The organism is Piscicoccus intestinalis NBRC 104926 (assembly GCF_001515525.1).
GTDB classification, from domain to species: domain Bacteria; phylum Actinomycetota; class Actinomycetes; order Actinomycetales; family Dermatophilaceae; genus Kineosphaera; species Kineosphaera intestinalis.
This window is the reverse complement of sequence record NZ_BCNQ01000121.1, coordinates 1-13,843: the sequence shown is the minus strand read 5'-3', so window position 1 is coordinate 13,843 and position 13,843 is coordinate 1. Positions and strand designations below refer to the sequence as shown.

Here is a 13,843-nt window from a genome sequence, read left to right as displayed (position 1 = left end):
GGCGGCAGCACGGCGGCGAGCAGTCCGGCGGCAGCCCCGGCGAGCGCGAGCAGGCCGAGGCGTCGGCGCGATGGCCCGGGGGTCCACGACGGTGCGTCACCGGGGGCGGCGAACGGTGCGACGGCCGGCAGTCTCAGCGCGGCGATGACGACCTCCCGAATGGTGGGGCGGTGGTGAGGCGATGATCCGGCCGCCATCGTAGGCGTCCGCGGAGCCGCTCACATCTCTGTGCCGAACGCGAAATGCCTTAGCATGTGGCGTTGCTCGGGCTTTGGCCCCGATGGCCGACCAGCGGAAGGAACAGTGTGACGCCCCCACCCCTGGCGGCAGTCGACCCGGTATCCGCCCCCGAATCTCGCGATCGGCAGCGCCCTGCCGACACCCGACACGTCCTCCCGGGCACTGCGGCAGGAGCCCGATGACCGCCCCCGGCGGTGGCGTTCCGGACGGCGTCGGCCCGGACGTGCCGGCGGGCTCGGCGGGCGGCCCGTCTGTCTCGGGGCCGGAGCCGAACAGCACTCGAGGCGGGCAGGGCGACCTGTTCGGCCGCGGCATGCTCTACGTGCTCGTGTGGTCGAGCCAGACCGTCGTCGCGACCGTCGTCTCGCCGATCCTCGCCCGGCTGCTGGACCTGCCCGAGTTCGGCTCGCTGTCGGCCGCGATCGCGCTGTTCCAGCTGCTCAGCCTCCTGGCGGTGTTCGGACTGGACAACGCGTTGGAGATCCAGCGCGTCGAGGACCGCGACGACGACACCAAGGCTCGGAGTCTGCTCGCCGCCGGCATCCTCTACGCGGCCCTGGTCACCCTGCTGGCCGCGCTGACGAGCCAGTGGTGGGCACCGGCCCTGGGCTTTCCCTCCGGCGGCGGGATCGTGCTGGTCACGCTGCTGTGGACCGCCCCCGGAGCGGCCGTCATCATGGTCCAGTCGCTGCTGCAGGCCGAGGACCGGCTGGGGCCGTTCACGCTCGTCAGCCTGTTCTCCACCGTCGGCAGCCAGCTCTTCGGCATGGCGCTGCTGCTCCTCCTCGACCGCTCGGCGATCGTCTACGCCTGGGGCGGCGTCATCGGTCAGGTGACGGCGTTCTGCCTCGGGCTCAACTGGACCCGGCCGCGGTGGCGCGGCGTCTGGGACGTGCCGCTGATCCGATCCGCGGTGGCGCTGGGGCTGCCGCTGGTGTTCGCCAGCCTCAGCCAGTTCATCCTCAGCGCCGGCGACCGGTTCATCATCCAGCGCTGGCTGGGGGAGTCGGAGACCGCCCGCTACCAGGTGGCGTTCACCGTCGGCAACGTCATGGCGCTCATCCTCACCTTCCTCAACCGCGCCTGGCTGCCCCGGTTGAAGAGCATCGAGGATGAGTCCGAACGCTGGCAGGTCATCGGGGTCTCCCGCGACGGCCTGTACTGGCTGTTGGGCCTGGCGGTGCTCGGAGTGACGGTGGCCTCGCCGACGCTGCTGCGGGTGTTCGCGCCGCCGAGTTACCGGCTCGAACCGCTGACGATCGTCGTGTTCATCGTCGCGCTCGGCGCGATCCCCACGACCGCGGCGGGCGCGACCGGGCGGATGCTCGTGACGATGCGCACGTCGGCGCCGCTGGCGTGGGCGGCGTTCGCCGCCCTGGTCACCAAGCTCGTCGTGACGTTCGCGCTGCTCGGTCCGCTCGGGCTGGCCGGGGCCGCGCTCGGCACGCTCGTCGGGGTCGCCGTCCAGGCTCTCGTGCTGCGCTACGCGATCACCCGGCGCTACCGCTTCCAGCGCTCGTCGGCCTCCAGCCTCACGGTGCTCGCGATCTGCCTCACGCTCGCCGCGCTCTCGTTGCTGCTGCCGCAGACGACGGCGTGGAACCTCGGGCGGTTTGGCTTCGCCTGCCTGTGCCTGATCCCGTTCTTCCTCGCGCTGCGGGCCCTGCAGCAGGGGCGTGAGCCGCTGCGCCGCGCGCCCCGCGAGAAGGCCTGACGCGCAGCCCGACTCAGGGCCGACCCAGGGCCGACTTACCGCCGGCGCAGCGCGCACATGCGCTCGTCGGCGGCTCGGCGCGCGGAGTCCACCAGCGACCGCGCCCGCCGCACCGCGGGACGCAGCCGCGACCGCAGGTAGGCGGGCGGGCCCGACAGCGTCGCGCGGTGCTCGACGCGCAGCACATCGACCCCGACCGGCGGGGGCGGGGTGTCGGCCGACATCGGATCGCGGTAGTCGGCCAGCGGCTTGAGGTTCAGCGACCCGCGACGGGCCACCGCCCACAGCCCCCGGCCGAGGTTGGCCGGAGACAGCAGGGTCTTCGTCGCCCAGGCGGAGAAGCCCCGCCCGTAGCCGACGGCCTGGGAGACGAGGGCGTCGTCGGTGTCGCGGTGCCGGTGCCAGACGATCGCGCTCGGTTCGTACACCAGCGTGTGCCCGGCGAGGATGACGCGGAAGAAGAAGTCGATGTCCTCCCCGCCCTTCGTGTCGGTGCCGGCACCGAGGTGCACGTCGAAGCCGCGAAGTGCCGCGATGACGTCGCGGCGGGCGGCGAAGTTCGCACCGGCCCCGTAGACCCCGACCTGGAAGGGGAACAGCGGCAGGTCGGCCGGTGGTTCGCTGAGCCGGAAGACCCGCGGGACGAACACCCGGTTCCAGCCGATCCGGCTGTCGAACCAGGCCTGCGCGGGAGTGCGCAGTTCGCCGGTCGGCACGAAGCCGCTGACGCAGGCGCACCGCCGGCCCCCGCTAGCGATGCCCCGCGCCACGGCTCGCAGCCACCCGGGGTCGGTGCGCACGTCGTCGTCGGTGAACACGACCCACGGCGCGGAGGCCGCAGCCACCCCGGTGTTGCGGGCCACCGACAGGCCCGGCACCGGCTCCGTGATGAGTCGCACCCGCGGGTGGTCGAGCTCGGCGACGACCCGCGCGGTCGCATCGGTGGCCGGGGCGTTGTCGACGACGATCACCTCGAACTCCGGATACTCCTGAGCCAGCACGCTGCCCAGCGCGACCCGCAGGGCTTCGGGCCGGTCGCGCGTGCACAGCACGACGCTCAGCGCCGGGGTCGGGGCCTGCTCGACGTCGTCGCTGACGGGGTCGGGCGGGGCCGCCGCGATCGCCGCGTCGACAGCCTGCTCGAGCTCGTCGGTGCGCACCGCACCGTCGCGCACGTCGACGGTGGCCATGCCGTACAGCCGGGTCGCGCCCCGCACCAGGAGCCGGGCCCGCGAGTAGCCCTGCCCGTGCGGCAGCGGTGTTTCGCCGCCGGTGTCGGCCGCCGGCTCCGTCGCCGCGGCGTCGGGTTCGACGATGACCGAACCGATCCACGTGGCCCCGGGCCAGGTGGGAGGCGGGGCGTCGGGGAACGGGGGACCGCTGGGCTCGAGCGCAGGCATGACGCAGAGCCTGGCACGCTCCGAGCCGGGCGGCCAGGGCGGGGCGAGCGCCACAGGCCGGTCGCATTGCGCGAGGCCCGGAGCTCACCGATCTTGCCGCTGAAGCGAATTCGAGTAAGGCTTGGCGTTCGACCGGCGCCGGACCGGACGGTGGGGGAGGAGCACGCGTGACCACTGTGTCGGTCTGCATCCCGACCTACCAGGGCGAGCATCACCTGCCCGCGACGCTGGAGTCGGTGCTGGCCCAGGAGGGTGTCGATCTCGAGGTCGTGGTCGTCGACAACGCGAGCACCGACGGCACCGCGGCCCTGCTGGCCTCGTACGACGACCCTCGCCTGCGGGTCGTGCGGCAGCCCGCCACGGTGCCGATGACCGAGAACTTCGCCGCCGCGGTGGCAGCCACCACCGGTGAGCACGTCAAGTTGTGCTGCGCCGACGACCTGCTCCTGCCGGGGGCCCTGGCCGCGCAGTCCGCGGCGCTGGCCGACCGGGCGATCAGCGTGGTCGCCTGCCGTCGGCTGTTCGTCGACGACGACGGCCGACGGGTCGGGCCCGCCGGGCTCCGCGGGTTTCTCGGCCGGCACGGCGGCCCGGAGGTCGCGCGCCGGTTCGTGCGCTGGGGGATCAACCCGGTCGGTGAGCCCGCGGCCGTGATGTTCCGACGCGCCGACTACGACGCGGTCGGCGGCTGGCTGCGCGACCTCGTCTACCCCTGCGATCTGGGCACCTGGCTGCGGCTGCTGCGGCGCGGCGACCTCCTCGGCCAGCCCGAGCCGCTGGCGGCGTTCCGCATTGGGCGAGCGGCGCATTCGCAGACCCACGAGGAGGCGAACTTCCGCGAGAACCGTGAGCTCATGCGCAGAGTGCTCGCCGATCCGCGGTACGGGTTGGGCCGGCTCGACGCGGCCGTCGCGAGGGTCGGCTATCCGCTCACGTGGTGGGCGTGGCGGCTGCGACGCCGCAGCATGTTCGCGTCAGCCGCGACGCCACACGCGGAGGTAGTCGACGAGCATCGTGCCGGCGGCCGGTGAGTACCCCTTGCGGACGCCGGAACTGAGCACGACGTACATCGGGTCGTTGGTCACTTCGGCGCCGGTGTAGCTGGGGCCGGGCTTGCCGTCGAGGAATACCTGCAGCTTGCCCTTCTCCCACAAGAGTCCGTACGTGTGCCACGCTCCGGCGTAGCTGCGTCCTTCCTGCCCGTACCATTTCCAGTGGGCCTGCCGATTGTTGCCCGCGGAATCCTTGAAGTGATAGTTGAAATGCGGTTTGTCGAGGCCGTCGGGGGTGTCGTCCGGAATGATCTCGGCAATGTCGATCTCCGGCGGCCAATTCTTGTCGACCGGGGTTGACAGCATCCAGAAGGCGGGCCAGATTCCGCGTGTTTGCGGCACCCAGATCCGCGCCTCGACGAACCCGTGCGTGAAGGCGAAGCCTTTGCCCGTGTGCGCGACCCCGGCCGTGTAGGGGTATGTCGTGGTCGGTGGGCCGCTGGAGTTGCGCACGGTGCGCGGGGTCGGATCCCACGAGAGGCGCAGGTGTCCGTCGCGCACCGAGACCCGGGAGGGGTCGAAGGCGTACGCGTCGAGGTCGGCGTTGTACGGGTGCCCGTAGGTGTACGGCTCCAGGCCGCGGTGCGGGGTCCAGATCTTGGAGTTCAGCGTGGTGCCCGTGAACTCGTCGGCGAAGGCCAGCTTCCAGGAGCCGGTCACGCCCTGAGCCTGCGGTGCGGGCGCCGCCGGCCGCGCCGCAGCGACGGGCTTGACGACAATGGCGGACACGAGGGCGCTGTTGACCTTGGCGGAAAAGCCCAGGTCGAGACGCCCGTCGGACACCGCGACCCGGAAGGTGCGGTCGTAGGCGCGGTTCTTGCCCACGGCCTTGTAGATGTCCACATCGGTGAGTACCCGCCTGCCCTCGGCGTCGACGGAGAAGACCCGCCGGCCGGCCTTGTCGAAGTAGGCCTCCCGCATCTTAAGCGTGACGTCGTAGGTGCCGTTCGCGACGGCCTTGCGCCAGCCGTGCGCGAACACCCATTCCGGCCGGTACAGCGCATCGTCGCGGGTGCCGCGCACGTCGCCACCGGCAGGGATCTCCGCGTTGCTGAACCGGCCGCCGACGAAGCCCTCGCGCTTGGCGTAGACGGTGCCGTCCGCGGCCTTCGTGGCCTTCGGATTGACCGTCATGCGAAAGGTCTTCGGGGCTGTCGAGGCGGCCCGCGAGGTGGTGGCCGACGCCGTTGCGGGAGCGGTTTGCGTGCGAGCCTGGGCCGCTTCGGAATTGGCCACGGAAACGCTGGGAATCGTGGCGAGCGTGGCGAGAGCCGCCACGGCAGGGGCAATTGTTCGGGTGAACAAGGGGCGCATGAATGGCCTTCGGGGGGAGGGACCGGGACGGCCTACCCATCGACCCGAACCCCGCGGCCTGAAGCCCTTTAGATATACCCGCCGCTGACGGGCGCTTTACGCAGACTTTGCCGCGTTTGCAGTTTCACTCGCCCGCAACGAAATTGCCGTTGGTGGCGAATTCAGCACGCGAAGTGTGTGCAGCAGCCGGCCCGCGATCGCCCGGAGGTCGTGCTCAGCGGCCAGCGCCCGCCCCGCCGGAGTCAGATCCGGGGCCCGACCCGACAGCACCTCGTCGGCCACCTGCGCGAACTGCGCGGTCGTGTCGGCCTTGCGCACGGCGACCCCGTCGGGCAGCCAGTCGGCGTACACGTCGATGTCGCGCACGAGCACCGGCACGCCGGAGGCGAGGGCCTCGAGCACGACGATGCCCTGGGTCTCCTCGTGCGACAGGAAGCAGAACAGGTCGGCGCCCGCGTAGGCGTCGCGCACGTGCGCCGGGCTCAGGTGCCCGAGCAGGTGCAGGTTGGGCGGCGGGTCGGTCAGCGCCGCGCGCACCCGCGGGTCCATCGCGGCGCGCGGCACCGTGCCGGCCCAGTAGAAGCGCACGTCCGGCATCGTGCGAGCCAGGTCGACGAACTGGACGACGCCCTTGCGCGGCATGAGGTGCCCCACGCTGAGGACCACCGGTTCGGTCTCCGACAGTCCGGCTCGCTCGCGGAACCGGGCGCGCGCCGCCGGACCCCCGCTGAAGAACTCGGTGTCGACCCCGTTGGTCAGCACGTCGATCGGTGCCCGCACGTAGCCCTCGATGAGCCGCTTGGAGTACGGAGTCGGGGTGACGACGACGTCGCCGACGGCGTAGACGAGCCGCAGCCAGCGCTCGAACAGCGGCGCCACGAGGCCGGAGCCGGCCCACGAGCCCTCGAAGTCCTGGCGCGTCGAGTGCGCGAACGCGACCACCGGGATGCCCAGCGCCCGGGCGAGCGCGCCGTACAGCACGCTGTCGGGGAAGACCGTGTTGAGCTGCACGACGTCCGGCCGCCCCCACGGAGCCACGAGTTCCGCGCCCGCGCTGCGCAGCATCGCCGCCTGGTGGCGCATCGCCGACCCGATCCCGCTGCGGCGCGCCAGGCGCCCCGCCCCCTCGTACAGGCACACCCGCGGCGCCGACCCGGCGGGTCGCCGGCTCACACGCCGAGCCACGGCAACCACCGTTGCAGCACCGCGATGACCCCGAAGCTGTACGCGAGGATCGACCACGGCTTGAGCAGCAGGATGATGAGCACGTACGTGCGCACCCGCATCTTCGTCAGCCCCGCGAGATAACACAGCAGGTCGTCGGGGGCCACGGGCAGCGCGATCGCCGCCGCGAAGTACGCGGTGAAGTGCGGGTGATCGAGCCAGCCCAGGTAACGCCGCACGCTGCGGCGATGGAACATCTCCTCGAGCAGCGGCCGCCCGACGTGCCGGGAGATCGCGAAGACAACGAACGAGCCCAGACACGTGCCCGCGTAACTGCTGATGCTGCCGACGACCGGGCCGAACAGGATCGGGGCCGCGATGACCGTGATGCCGCCCGGCAGCACCGGCACCACCGACTGGGAGGCCGACACGAGCGTGTACACCAGCGGCGCCCACACCCCTAAGTCCTCGAGGAAGGCGCGCAGCCGCGGCACCGACGTGAGCACACCGGTCCACACACCGAGCGCGACGAGCGCCGCGCAGGTGATCCACCCGAGGATCGTCAATCGCTTGGTCCACCGGGCGAAGCGGATTGCGACCTCGGCCTCGTCCGGTGGCGCGGACGGCGGCGTCGCCGGCCCCTGAACCGTCATGCGCTGCGGCGTTCTGGGTCCGCCCACCGGGCCGCGCGGGGGTTGCCTGCCGCTCGCTGCCCTTGCGCGCGGCCGGCGAGCGCGCGGTCGTAGGCGCGGCGCATCGACTCCGCGAACACCGGCAGCCCGAAGCCGGAGGCGGTCTGCGCGGCCCCGCGCCCCCACCGCCGCCGCAGCTGCGGGTCGAGCAGGAGCCGGGACAGCGTGTCGGCGAAGTCGCCCGCTCCGCGGTACTGGTGACCGTTGTGCCCGTCGACGACGACGCCGTCGAACGACGGGTCGGCGCGGCACACGACCGGCAGGCCGGAGGCGAGCGCCTCGAGGTACGTCAGGCCCTGGGTCTCGCTGCGAGAGGAGGAGACGAAGCCGTCGCCGAGCCGGTAGTAGGCCGGCACCCGCTCGGGCGGCACCGCCCCGACGAAGCGCACCCGGCCGGCCAGCCCGAGCCGGTGGACCTGGTCGCGCAGAGCCCCCGCGTGCGGGCCGTCTCCGACGACGACGAATTGCCAGGGCAGGTGCCGGATGCTCGCGAGCAGCTCGACGGTCTCCGTGAGGTTCTTCTCGACGGCCAGCCGTCCGACGCTGAGGATGACGGGTAGCCCCGGCTCGAGGCCCAGGGCCGCTCGCAGGGCGGCGGTGGCCGGGTCGTCGTGGGCGCTCGGGCCGAACCGGCCGAGGTCGACCCCGGTGGGCACGACGGTGATCGGGCGGCGCACGCCGTAGCCGCGCAGCAGGGCCTGGATCTTCGCGGTCGGCGTGACGACGAGGTCGAGGCGGTTCATCGCGGCCCGGGTGAGGCCGGCGCTGATCGCCCGGCCGATGCCCGCGTGCGGGCAGAAGTAGTGCGTGTAGTCCTCGTACAGCGTGTGGTAGGTGTGCACGTGCGGCGCGCCGAGGTAGTCGGAGAGGCGCCGCGCCCACCAGAAGGCGACGAACTCGGTGTGCGTGTGCAGCACCTGCGGGCCCCACCGCACGAGCTCGGTGAACAACCGCCGGTCCACGGGCCGACCGATGCGGGCCTGCGGGTAGACGATTCCGGCCGCCACCGACGGGAGCCGGTAGACCTGCCCGTCGAACGTCGCGGGGCTGGAGTGGGCGACGGTGAGCACGCGCACGTCGTGCCCCGCGTCGAGCAGGGCTCGCTGCAGGTCGACGAGGGAGGTCACGACGCCGTTGATCGTGGGCCGGTAGCAGTCGCTGAGCAGCAGCACCCGCTTCGGCGTGAGCGTCGATTCGTTCGAGGGGACGGGCCAGGGCCGGTCCGTGCGCCGGTGGCGACGATCGGCCGGCTGCGGCGCTCGGGGCGCCTCGGGCACGTAGGGCGCCTGGGACACCTGGGACACCTGGGGCAATCGCGGCAATGTGGGCACCGTGGGCGACGTGTGAGATCTCATGACCTCGTCAGGAGCTTCACAGGGTTGGATGACGTGGCGATGAACGGGCGGTGCCGCCCAGGCGGCGGTCGTCACAGCCATCCCGATCCCGTCGTCCGCCGCCCGCGACGGCACCCCCGATCCGCGTCTCCCCACACACCGGCGAGGCTAATGGCGGTCGCCGCCGGCGCCCCAGGCGACACGGCGGAGTCCAGGGGCCACTCCGGGTCACCACCCACGTCATCCGGGGTTTTTCGGATGAATCGGGGCGCTGCGACGGCGTTTCCGCTCACATCTCCGCTCACGTTCGCGCTCGGGGGTGCGCTCGGCGAGGCTCGATGCGCCCCCGTCGGGCCGGCGTCGGATCCGTTCTCGGGCGCGCAGGCACGCGGTGGCCCATCCGGCGCCGGTGTGCGCGAGAATGGCCGATGACCCGCCCCGTCCGCGGCCCGGTCGCCCGCCGCACCGGTCGCCACCCCGAAGGAGAGATCCGCCCGTGAAGGCAAACCGCTCACGCGTGGCCCGCGCTGCGGCCGCGCTCACGCTGGCCGTGGCCGCCTCGCTATCCGTCTCCGCCTGCGGCACGGGAGCCGGTCCGGGCGTCGCCGCGGTGACCGACGGTCAGGTCATCCACGAGTCCGATCTCGACGACATCGCGGCCGACTTCTCCCGCGTGCAGGGCGCGCAGGCCCCGTCGCGCTCGGAGATGGTGGCGCTGCTCGTCGCGCGCCCCTACGTGCTGCAGTCGCTGAGCAGCAAGGGCACCGCGCTCACCGAGCAGGGCGTGCGCGAACTGCTCGGGCAGGAGCTGCCCGACCCGTCCGAGGCGACTGTGCGCTACATCCAGGCGGCGTCCTCGCAGCAGCAACTCGACCAGGCCGCGGTGCAGCAGATCCAGCAGACGATGGCCGCCGCCGACATCCAGGTCAACCCGCGCTACGGGGACTTCGAGCCGGGTCAGGGTCTCGTGCCGCCGCAGGAGAACTGGATTCAGTCGGCCACGCCGCAGGCGAACCCGACACCGTGACATGGGGCGATGACACCGGGTCGCTGCCGGTCCTGCCGGGCCTTTCTGGGATGCCGGCCGGGCGAGCGGGGTGGCTCGCGTTCGTCACGTGCAGCCCGCTGACGGCCCCGGGGCAACTGACCCGGGCCGCGTGGCAGGTCATCGAGGAGGCCGACATCATCGGCTACTCCGGCGCGGTCGCCGAGCACGCGACGGCGATCGCCGCCGAGGGCGTCATGCTCGCTCCCGATTCGTTCGACACGCTGCGGGGGCGGCGGCGCGGGTCGCTCGTGTGGATGTGCACCCCCGCGGAGGCCGACGACCTCGCGCCGCGCGAGAGCGGCGCCATGGTCATCGTGGGCTCGCAGGCGCCGCTGGGCGGCGGCGTTGTGGAGCTCGTCGAGGTGGTGGACCGGCTCCGGTCGCCGGGCGGCTGCCCGTGGGACGCCGAGCAGACCCACGAGAGCCTCGCGCCGTACGCCGCCGAGGAGGCGTTCGAGCTCGCCGAGGCCATCGAGGGCGGCGACCGCGGCGACATCGCCGACGAGCTGGGCGACGTGCTGCTGCAGGTCGTCTTCCACGCCCGCGTCGCGCAGGAGCATGCCGAGCCGTTCGACATCGACGACGTCGCGGCCCGGATCGTCACCAAGCTGCGGCGCCGGCACCCGCACGTCTTCGCCGACGTGCACGCGCCGACGGCTGCGCACGTGGAGGCCAACTGGGAGGCCATCAAGGCCGCCGAGAAGCCCGAGCGCACCGGCGTGTTCGACGGGATCCCCGCCGGGCTGCCGCCGCTGGAGCGCACCGCGAAGGTCGTCTCCCGGCTGCGGCGGGCCGGTCGCGCCGACGAGGTGCGCGCGGCGATCGACGACCTCGGCGCCCAGCCCGGCTCGCCGCAGGCGCTGCTGGCCACCGCCGTGACCCTCGCGCTCGCCGGCGAGGAGCCCGCCTCCGCCCTCCGGCACGAGCTGGCCGCGCTGGAGCAGCGGCTCACCTGACCCGGCACTGACCTGAGCTCAGCGACCCGCCTCGGCCAGCCGGGCGACGATCTCGTCGACCTGGCCGGGGTCGACGTTGCTGACGCTGAAGCGCATGGCGCCGCGGTCGCCGGGCGCGAACGCGTCGCCGGGCATGACGAGCATGCTCTGCTCGACGAGCAGGTCGGCGACGACGTCCTCGGTCGCGCGGCCGGCGAACGGGTGCCGCACCCACGCGAAATACGCCCCGCTGGAGAGCAGGTCGAAGCCGCCGGGGGAGTTCGCCATCGCCGCGGTGAAGGCCGCGCGCTGCGCGGCGAGTTCGGCGCTGCGCTCGGCGCGCCAGGCCTGCGCCTTGGTCAGCCCGGCCCACGCCGCCTCCTGACCCGGGCGCGGCGCGCACACGGCGACGCAGTCCATGAGCTTGGCGACCTCGCGCAGCACCGCCTCCGCGGCGACGATCGCGCCGACCCGGAAGCCGGGGATCGCCAGGTCCTTGGAGAAGGAGTGCAGGCTGACGACGTGCTCGCCCCAGTCGGGGCGGGCGAGCTGGTCGTGCGGCGCGGAGTCGGTGTCGCGGAACGAGCGGTACGTCTCGTCGAGCACGAGCGCGACGTCGCGCTCGCGGGCCAGGTCGGCGAACGACGCGATCGTCGCGGGGTCGAGCGTGAGACCGGTCGGGTTGCCGGGCGTGACGAGCACGATCGCCCGGGTGCGCGGCGTGATGAGGCCGCGGGCCGTCTCCGGGCTCGGCACGAGGCCGTCTCCGGGCTCGAGGTAGACGGGCCGGATGCCCGCGAGCCGCAGCCACATGTCGTGGTTGAAGTAGAACGGCAGCGGCAGGATCACCTCGTCGCCCGGCTCCGCGAGCGTCGACATCAGGAGGCAGAACGCCTGGTTGCAGCCGGCCGTGACGAGCACGTTCTGCGGCCCGACGTGGCCGCCGTAGTCGCGGGCGAGCTCGGCGGCGAACGCCTCCCGCAGGTGCGGCAGCCCCGGCACCGGCGTGTACGTGCTGCCCTCGAAGGTCTCCGCGACCGCCTGCACGTGCTCGACAACCTCCGCCGCCGGCCCGTACGGCGGCGCCGCCTGCGCGAGGTTGAGCAGCTCGCGGTCGTCGCGCCGGCGGTCCAGCAACTGCAGGGTCGCGGTGATCGGGGAGTCGACGACGTCCAGGGTGCGGGTGTTCAGGCGCATGCCCCCACTGTGCCGTGCGGACGTGGTGCCGTCGCCCTCGGCGTCTGCGGATGTACCCGAGCGTGCCCGGGCGGATGACCTGGTGGTGTCCACATCGTGAGGAGTCGGGTCCGCCTGGCCGTCAGCCCGCCGGGGCCAGCCCGGACCGCGTAGGCTCAAGGCGCAACCGGATCCCTGTCGATCCGAGGACCCCAATCCGCAACCTCATTCAGGAGTGTCTCGATGGCAACCATCGAAGAAATCGGCGCACGGGAGATTCTCGACTCGCGCGGCAACCCCACCGTCGAGGTCGAGGTGCTGCTCGACGACGGCACGACCGCTCGCGCGGCCGTTCCCAGCGGCGCCTCCACCGGCGCGTTCGAGGCGGTCGAGCGTCGTGACGGCGACAAGGGCCGCTACCTCGGCAAGGGCGTGGAGCAGGCCGTCGACGCGGTGCTCGACGAGATCGAGCCCCGGATCGTCGGCCTCGACGCCTCCGACCAGCGCCTCGTCGACAACGAGATGCTCTCGCTCGACGGCACCGACAACAAGGGCAAGCTCGGCGCCAACGCGATCCTCGGCGTCTCGCTGGCCGTGGCCCGCGCCGCCGCCGACTCCGCCGGTCTCCCGCTGTACAAGTACGTCGGCGGCCCGAACGCGCACGTGCTGCCCGTGCCGATGATGAACATCCTCAACGGCGGCTCGCACGCCGACTCCAACGTCGACATCCAGGAGTTCATGATCGCGCCGATCGGCGCGCCGAGCTTCAAGGAGGCGCTGCGCTGGGGCGCCGAGGTCTACCACTCGCTGAAGAAGGTGCTGCACGACCGCGGTCTGGCCACCGGTCTCGGCGACGAGGGTGGCTTCGCCCCCAACCTCGACAGCAACCGCGCCGCCCTCGACCTCATCCTCGAGGCCATTCAGGCCGCGGGCTACACCCCGGGCAAGGACGTCGCGCTCGCGCTCGACGTCGCGGCCAGCGAGTTCTTCGACAACGGCTCGTACAACTTCGAGGGCCAGAGCAAGTCCTCCGACGAGATGATCGCGATCTACGAGGAGTGGATCGACGCCTACCCGCTCGTCTCCATCGAGGACCCGCTCAACGAGGAGGACTGGGACGGTTGGAAGAAGATGACCGCCGAGGTGGGCCACAAGGTGCAGCTCGTCGGCGACGACCTGTTCGTCACCAACCCCGAGCGCCTCTCCAAGGGCATCTCCACCGACACCGCCAACGCGCTGCTGGTGAAGGTCAACCAGATCGGCTCGCTCACCGAGACGCTCGACGCGGTGACGATGGCGCAGACCAACGGCTACAAGTGCATGATGAGCCACCGCTCCGGTGAGACCGAGGACACCACGATCGCCGACCTGGCCGTCGCCACCAACTGCGGCCAGATCAAGACCGGTGCCCCGGCCCGCTCCGAGCGCGTCGCCAAGTACAACCAGCTGCTGCGCATCGAGGAGGCCCTCGACGACGCCGCCGTGTACGCCGGCGCCCGTGCCTTCCCGCGCTTCAAGGGAGCCTGAGACCGGCGTTTCGCTCCTCGCGGGCCGGTAACGCCTGCGAGACGATGGTGAGGCACATGCCCGCACGCCCTGCGGCCCGCGAGAGCGGGTGCGCAGCCTGACCGGTTAGGTTCATGGCCTCCTCACGTCGATCCGACACCTCATCGTCCCGTCGCCGCGGACGCGGCTCGGTCTCTGCACCGAGCGGTCCGGGGCGGCGGGACGATCGTCGTGGGAGCCGGGCCCCCGCCACCGCGCCGACCACCGG

Annotated in this window: 12 protein-coding genes; 5 read left to right on the top strand and 7 right to left on the bottom strand. The window is 72.4% G+C overall.

Annotation, left to right across the window (positions count from 1 at the left end):
• Positions 1–197: hypothetical protein (locus tag PINTE_RS23985; RefSeq protein ID WP_217996621.1), on the bottom strand; the 197-nt coding region annotated here is incomplete at its 3' end.
• A 221-nt stretch (positions 198–418) separates the two neighbouring features.
• Here PINTE_RS23985 and PINTE_RS16375 point away from each other — a divergent pair.
• Positions 419–1,954 (top strand): lipopolysaccharide biosynthesis protein, encoded by a 1,536-nt coding sequence (locus PINTE_RS16375; protein ID WP_084343706.1) that lies wholly within the window; start codon positions 419–421, stop codon positions 1,952–1,954.
• A 35-nt stretch (positions 1,955–1,989) separates the two neighbouring features.
• Here the strand turns inward: PINTE_RS16375 and PINTE_RS16370 are convergent, their stop codons facing one another.
• On the bottom strand, positions 1,990–3,354 hold the full coding sequence (locus PINTE_RS16370) for a glycosyltransferase family 2 protein (RefSeq protein WP_084343705.1): 1,365 nt from the start codon (positions 3,352–3,354) through the stop codon (positions 1,990–1,992).
• A gap of 167 nt (positions 3,355–3,521) precedes the next feature.
• Between PINTE_RS16370 and PINTE_RS16365 the strand changes: the two genes are divergently transcribed.
• Positions 3,522–4,385 carry a glycosyltransferase family 2 protein gene (locus PINTE_RS16365; protein WP_068432920.1) on the top strand — a complete coding sequence of 288 codons (864 nt, stop codon included), beginning with the start codon at positions 3,522–3,524 and terminating at the stop codon, positions 4,383–4,385.
• Here the strand turns inward: PINTE_RS16365 and PINTE_RS16360 are convergent.
• The 4 genes from PINTE_RS16360 to PINTE_RS16345 all read right to left on the bottom strand — a co-directional run bounded on the left by PINTE_RS16360 (position 4,329) and on the right by PINTE_RS16345 (position 8,871).
• Positions 4,329–5,720, bottom strand: coding sequence for a malectin domain-containing carbohydrate-binding protein (locus PINTE_RS16360; protein WP_068432918.1), 1,392 nt, complete (start codon positions 5,718–5,720; stop codon positions 4,329–4,331). The two genes, PINTE_RS16365 and PINTE_RS16360, sit on opposite strands and share 57 nt — an antisense overlap.
• A 96-nt stretch (positions 5,721–5,816) precedes the next feature.
• Entirely contained in the window at positions 5,817–6,905 is a 1,089-nt protein-coding gene (locus tag PINTE_RS16355) for a glycosyltransferase family 4 protein (RefSeq protein WP_169798557.1), read from the bottom strand.
• Positions 6,890–7,537, bottom strand: coding sequence for a TVP38/TMEM64 family protein (locus PINTE_RS16350; protein ID WP_084343704.1), 648 nt, complete (start codon positions 7,535–7,537; stop codon positions 6,890–6,892). Before PINTE_RS16350 ends, PINTE_RS16355 begins: the two co-directional genes overlap by 16 nt.
• Positions 7,534–8,871: a glycosyltransferase gene (locus tag PINTE_RS16345; protein ID WP_245643002.1), complete on the bottom strand. Its 1,338-nt coding sequence runs from the start codon at positions 8,869–8,871 to the stop codon at positions 7,534–7,536. The genes PINTE_RS16350 and PINTE_RS16345 overlap by 4 nt, the downstream gene beginning before the upstream one ends.
• 535 nt (positions 8,872–9,406) lie before the next feature.
• Between PINTE_RS16345 and PINTE_RS16340 the strand changes: the two genes are divergently transcribed.
• Both PINTE_RS16340 and PINTE_RS16335 read left to right on the top strand, forming a co-directional pair.
• Complete coding sequence (locus tag PINTE_RS16340; protein WP_157087312.1) at positions 9,407–9,937, top strand: hypothetical protein; 531 nt, start codon at positions 9,407–9,409, stop codon at positions 9,935–9,937.
• Between the two features lie 50 nt (positions 9,938–9,987).
• Positions 9,988–10,914, top strand: coding sequence for a MazG family protein (locus PINTE_RS16335; RefSeq protein WP_157087311.1), 927 nt, complete (start codon positions 9,988–9,990; stop codon positions 10,912–10,914).
• A gap of 18 nt (positions 10,915–10,932) precedes the next feature.
• Here the strand turns inward: PINTE_RS16335 and PINTE_RS16330 are convergent, their stop codons facing one another.
• On the bottom strand, positions 10,933–12,090 hold the full coding sequence (locus PINTE_RS16330) for an aminotransferase (RefSeq protein ID WP_068432912.1): 1,158 nt from the start codon (positions 12,088–12,090) through the stop codon (positions 10,933–10,935).
• A 222-nt stretch (positions 12,091–12,312) separates the two neighbouring features.
• Between PINTE_RS16330 and eno the strand changes: the two genes are divergently transcribed.
• The gene (eno, locus tag PINTE_RS16325) at positions 12,313–13,596 is read left to right on the top strand and encodes a phosphopyruvate hydratase (RefSeq protein WP_068432910.1); all 1,284 of its coding nucleotides are present in this window, start codon (positions 12,313–12,315) and stop codon (positions 13,594–13,596) included.
• Positions 13,597–13,843: the final 247 nt, after the last annotated feature.

What these genes read in the sequence shown, in the direction of transcription:
- PINTE_RS16375 (WP_084343706.1), top strand. Translation starts at nt 419, where the DNA reads ATGACCGCCCCCGGCGGTGGCGTTCCGGACGGCGTCGGCCCGGACGTG.
- PINTE_RS16370 (WP_084343705.1), bottom strand. Translation starts at nt 3,354, where the DNA reads ATGCCTGCGCTCGAGCCCAGCGGTCCCCCGTTCCCCGACGCCCCGCCT.
- PINTE_RS16360 (WP_068432918.1), bottom strand. Translation starts at nt 5,720, where the DNA reads ATGCGCCCCTTGTTCACCCGAACAATTGCCCCTGCCGTGGCGGCTCTC.
- PINTE_RS16350 (WP_084343704.1), bottom strand. Translation starts at nt 7,537, where the DNA reads ATGACGGTTCAGGGGCCGGCGACGCCGCCGTCCGCGCCACCGGACGAG.
- PINTE_RS16335 (WP_157087311.1), top strand. Translation starts at nt 9,988, where the DNA reads ATGCCGGCCGGGCGAGCGGGGTGGCTCGCGTTCGTCACGTGCAGCCCG.
- PINTE_RS16330 (WP_068432912.1), bottom strand. Translation starts at nt 12,090, where the DNA reads ATGCGCCTGAACACCCGCACCCTGGACGTCGTCGACTCCCCGATCACC.
- eno (WP_068432910.1), top strand. Translation starts at nt 12,313, where the DNA reads ATGGCAACCATCGAAGAAATCGGCGCACGGGAGATTCTCGACTCGCGC.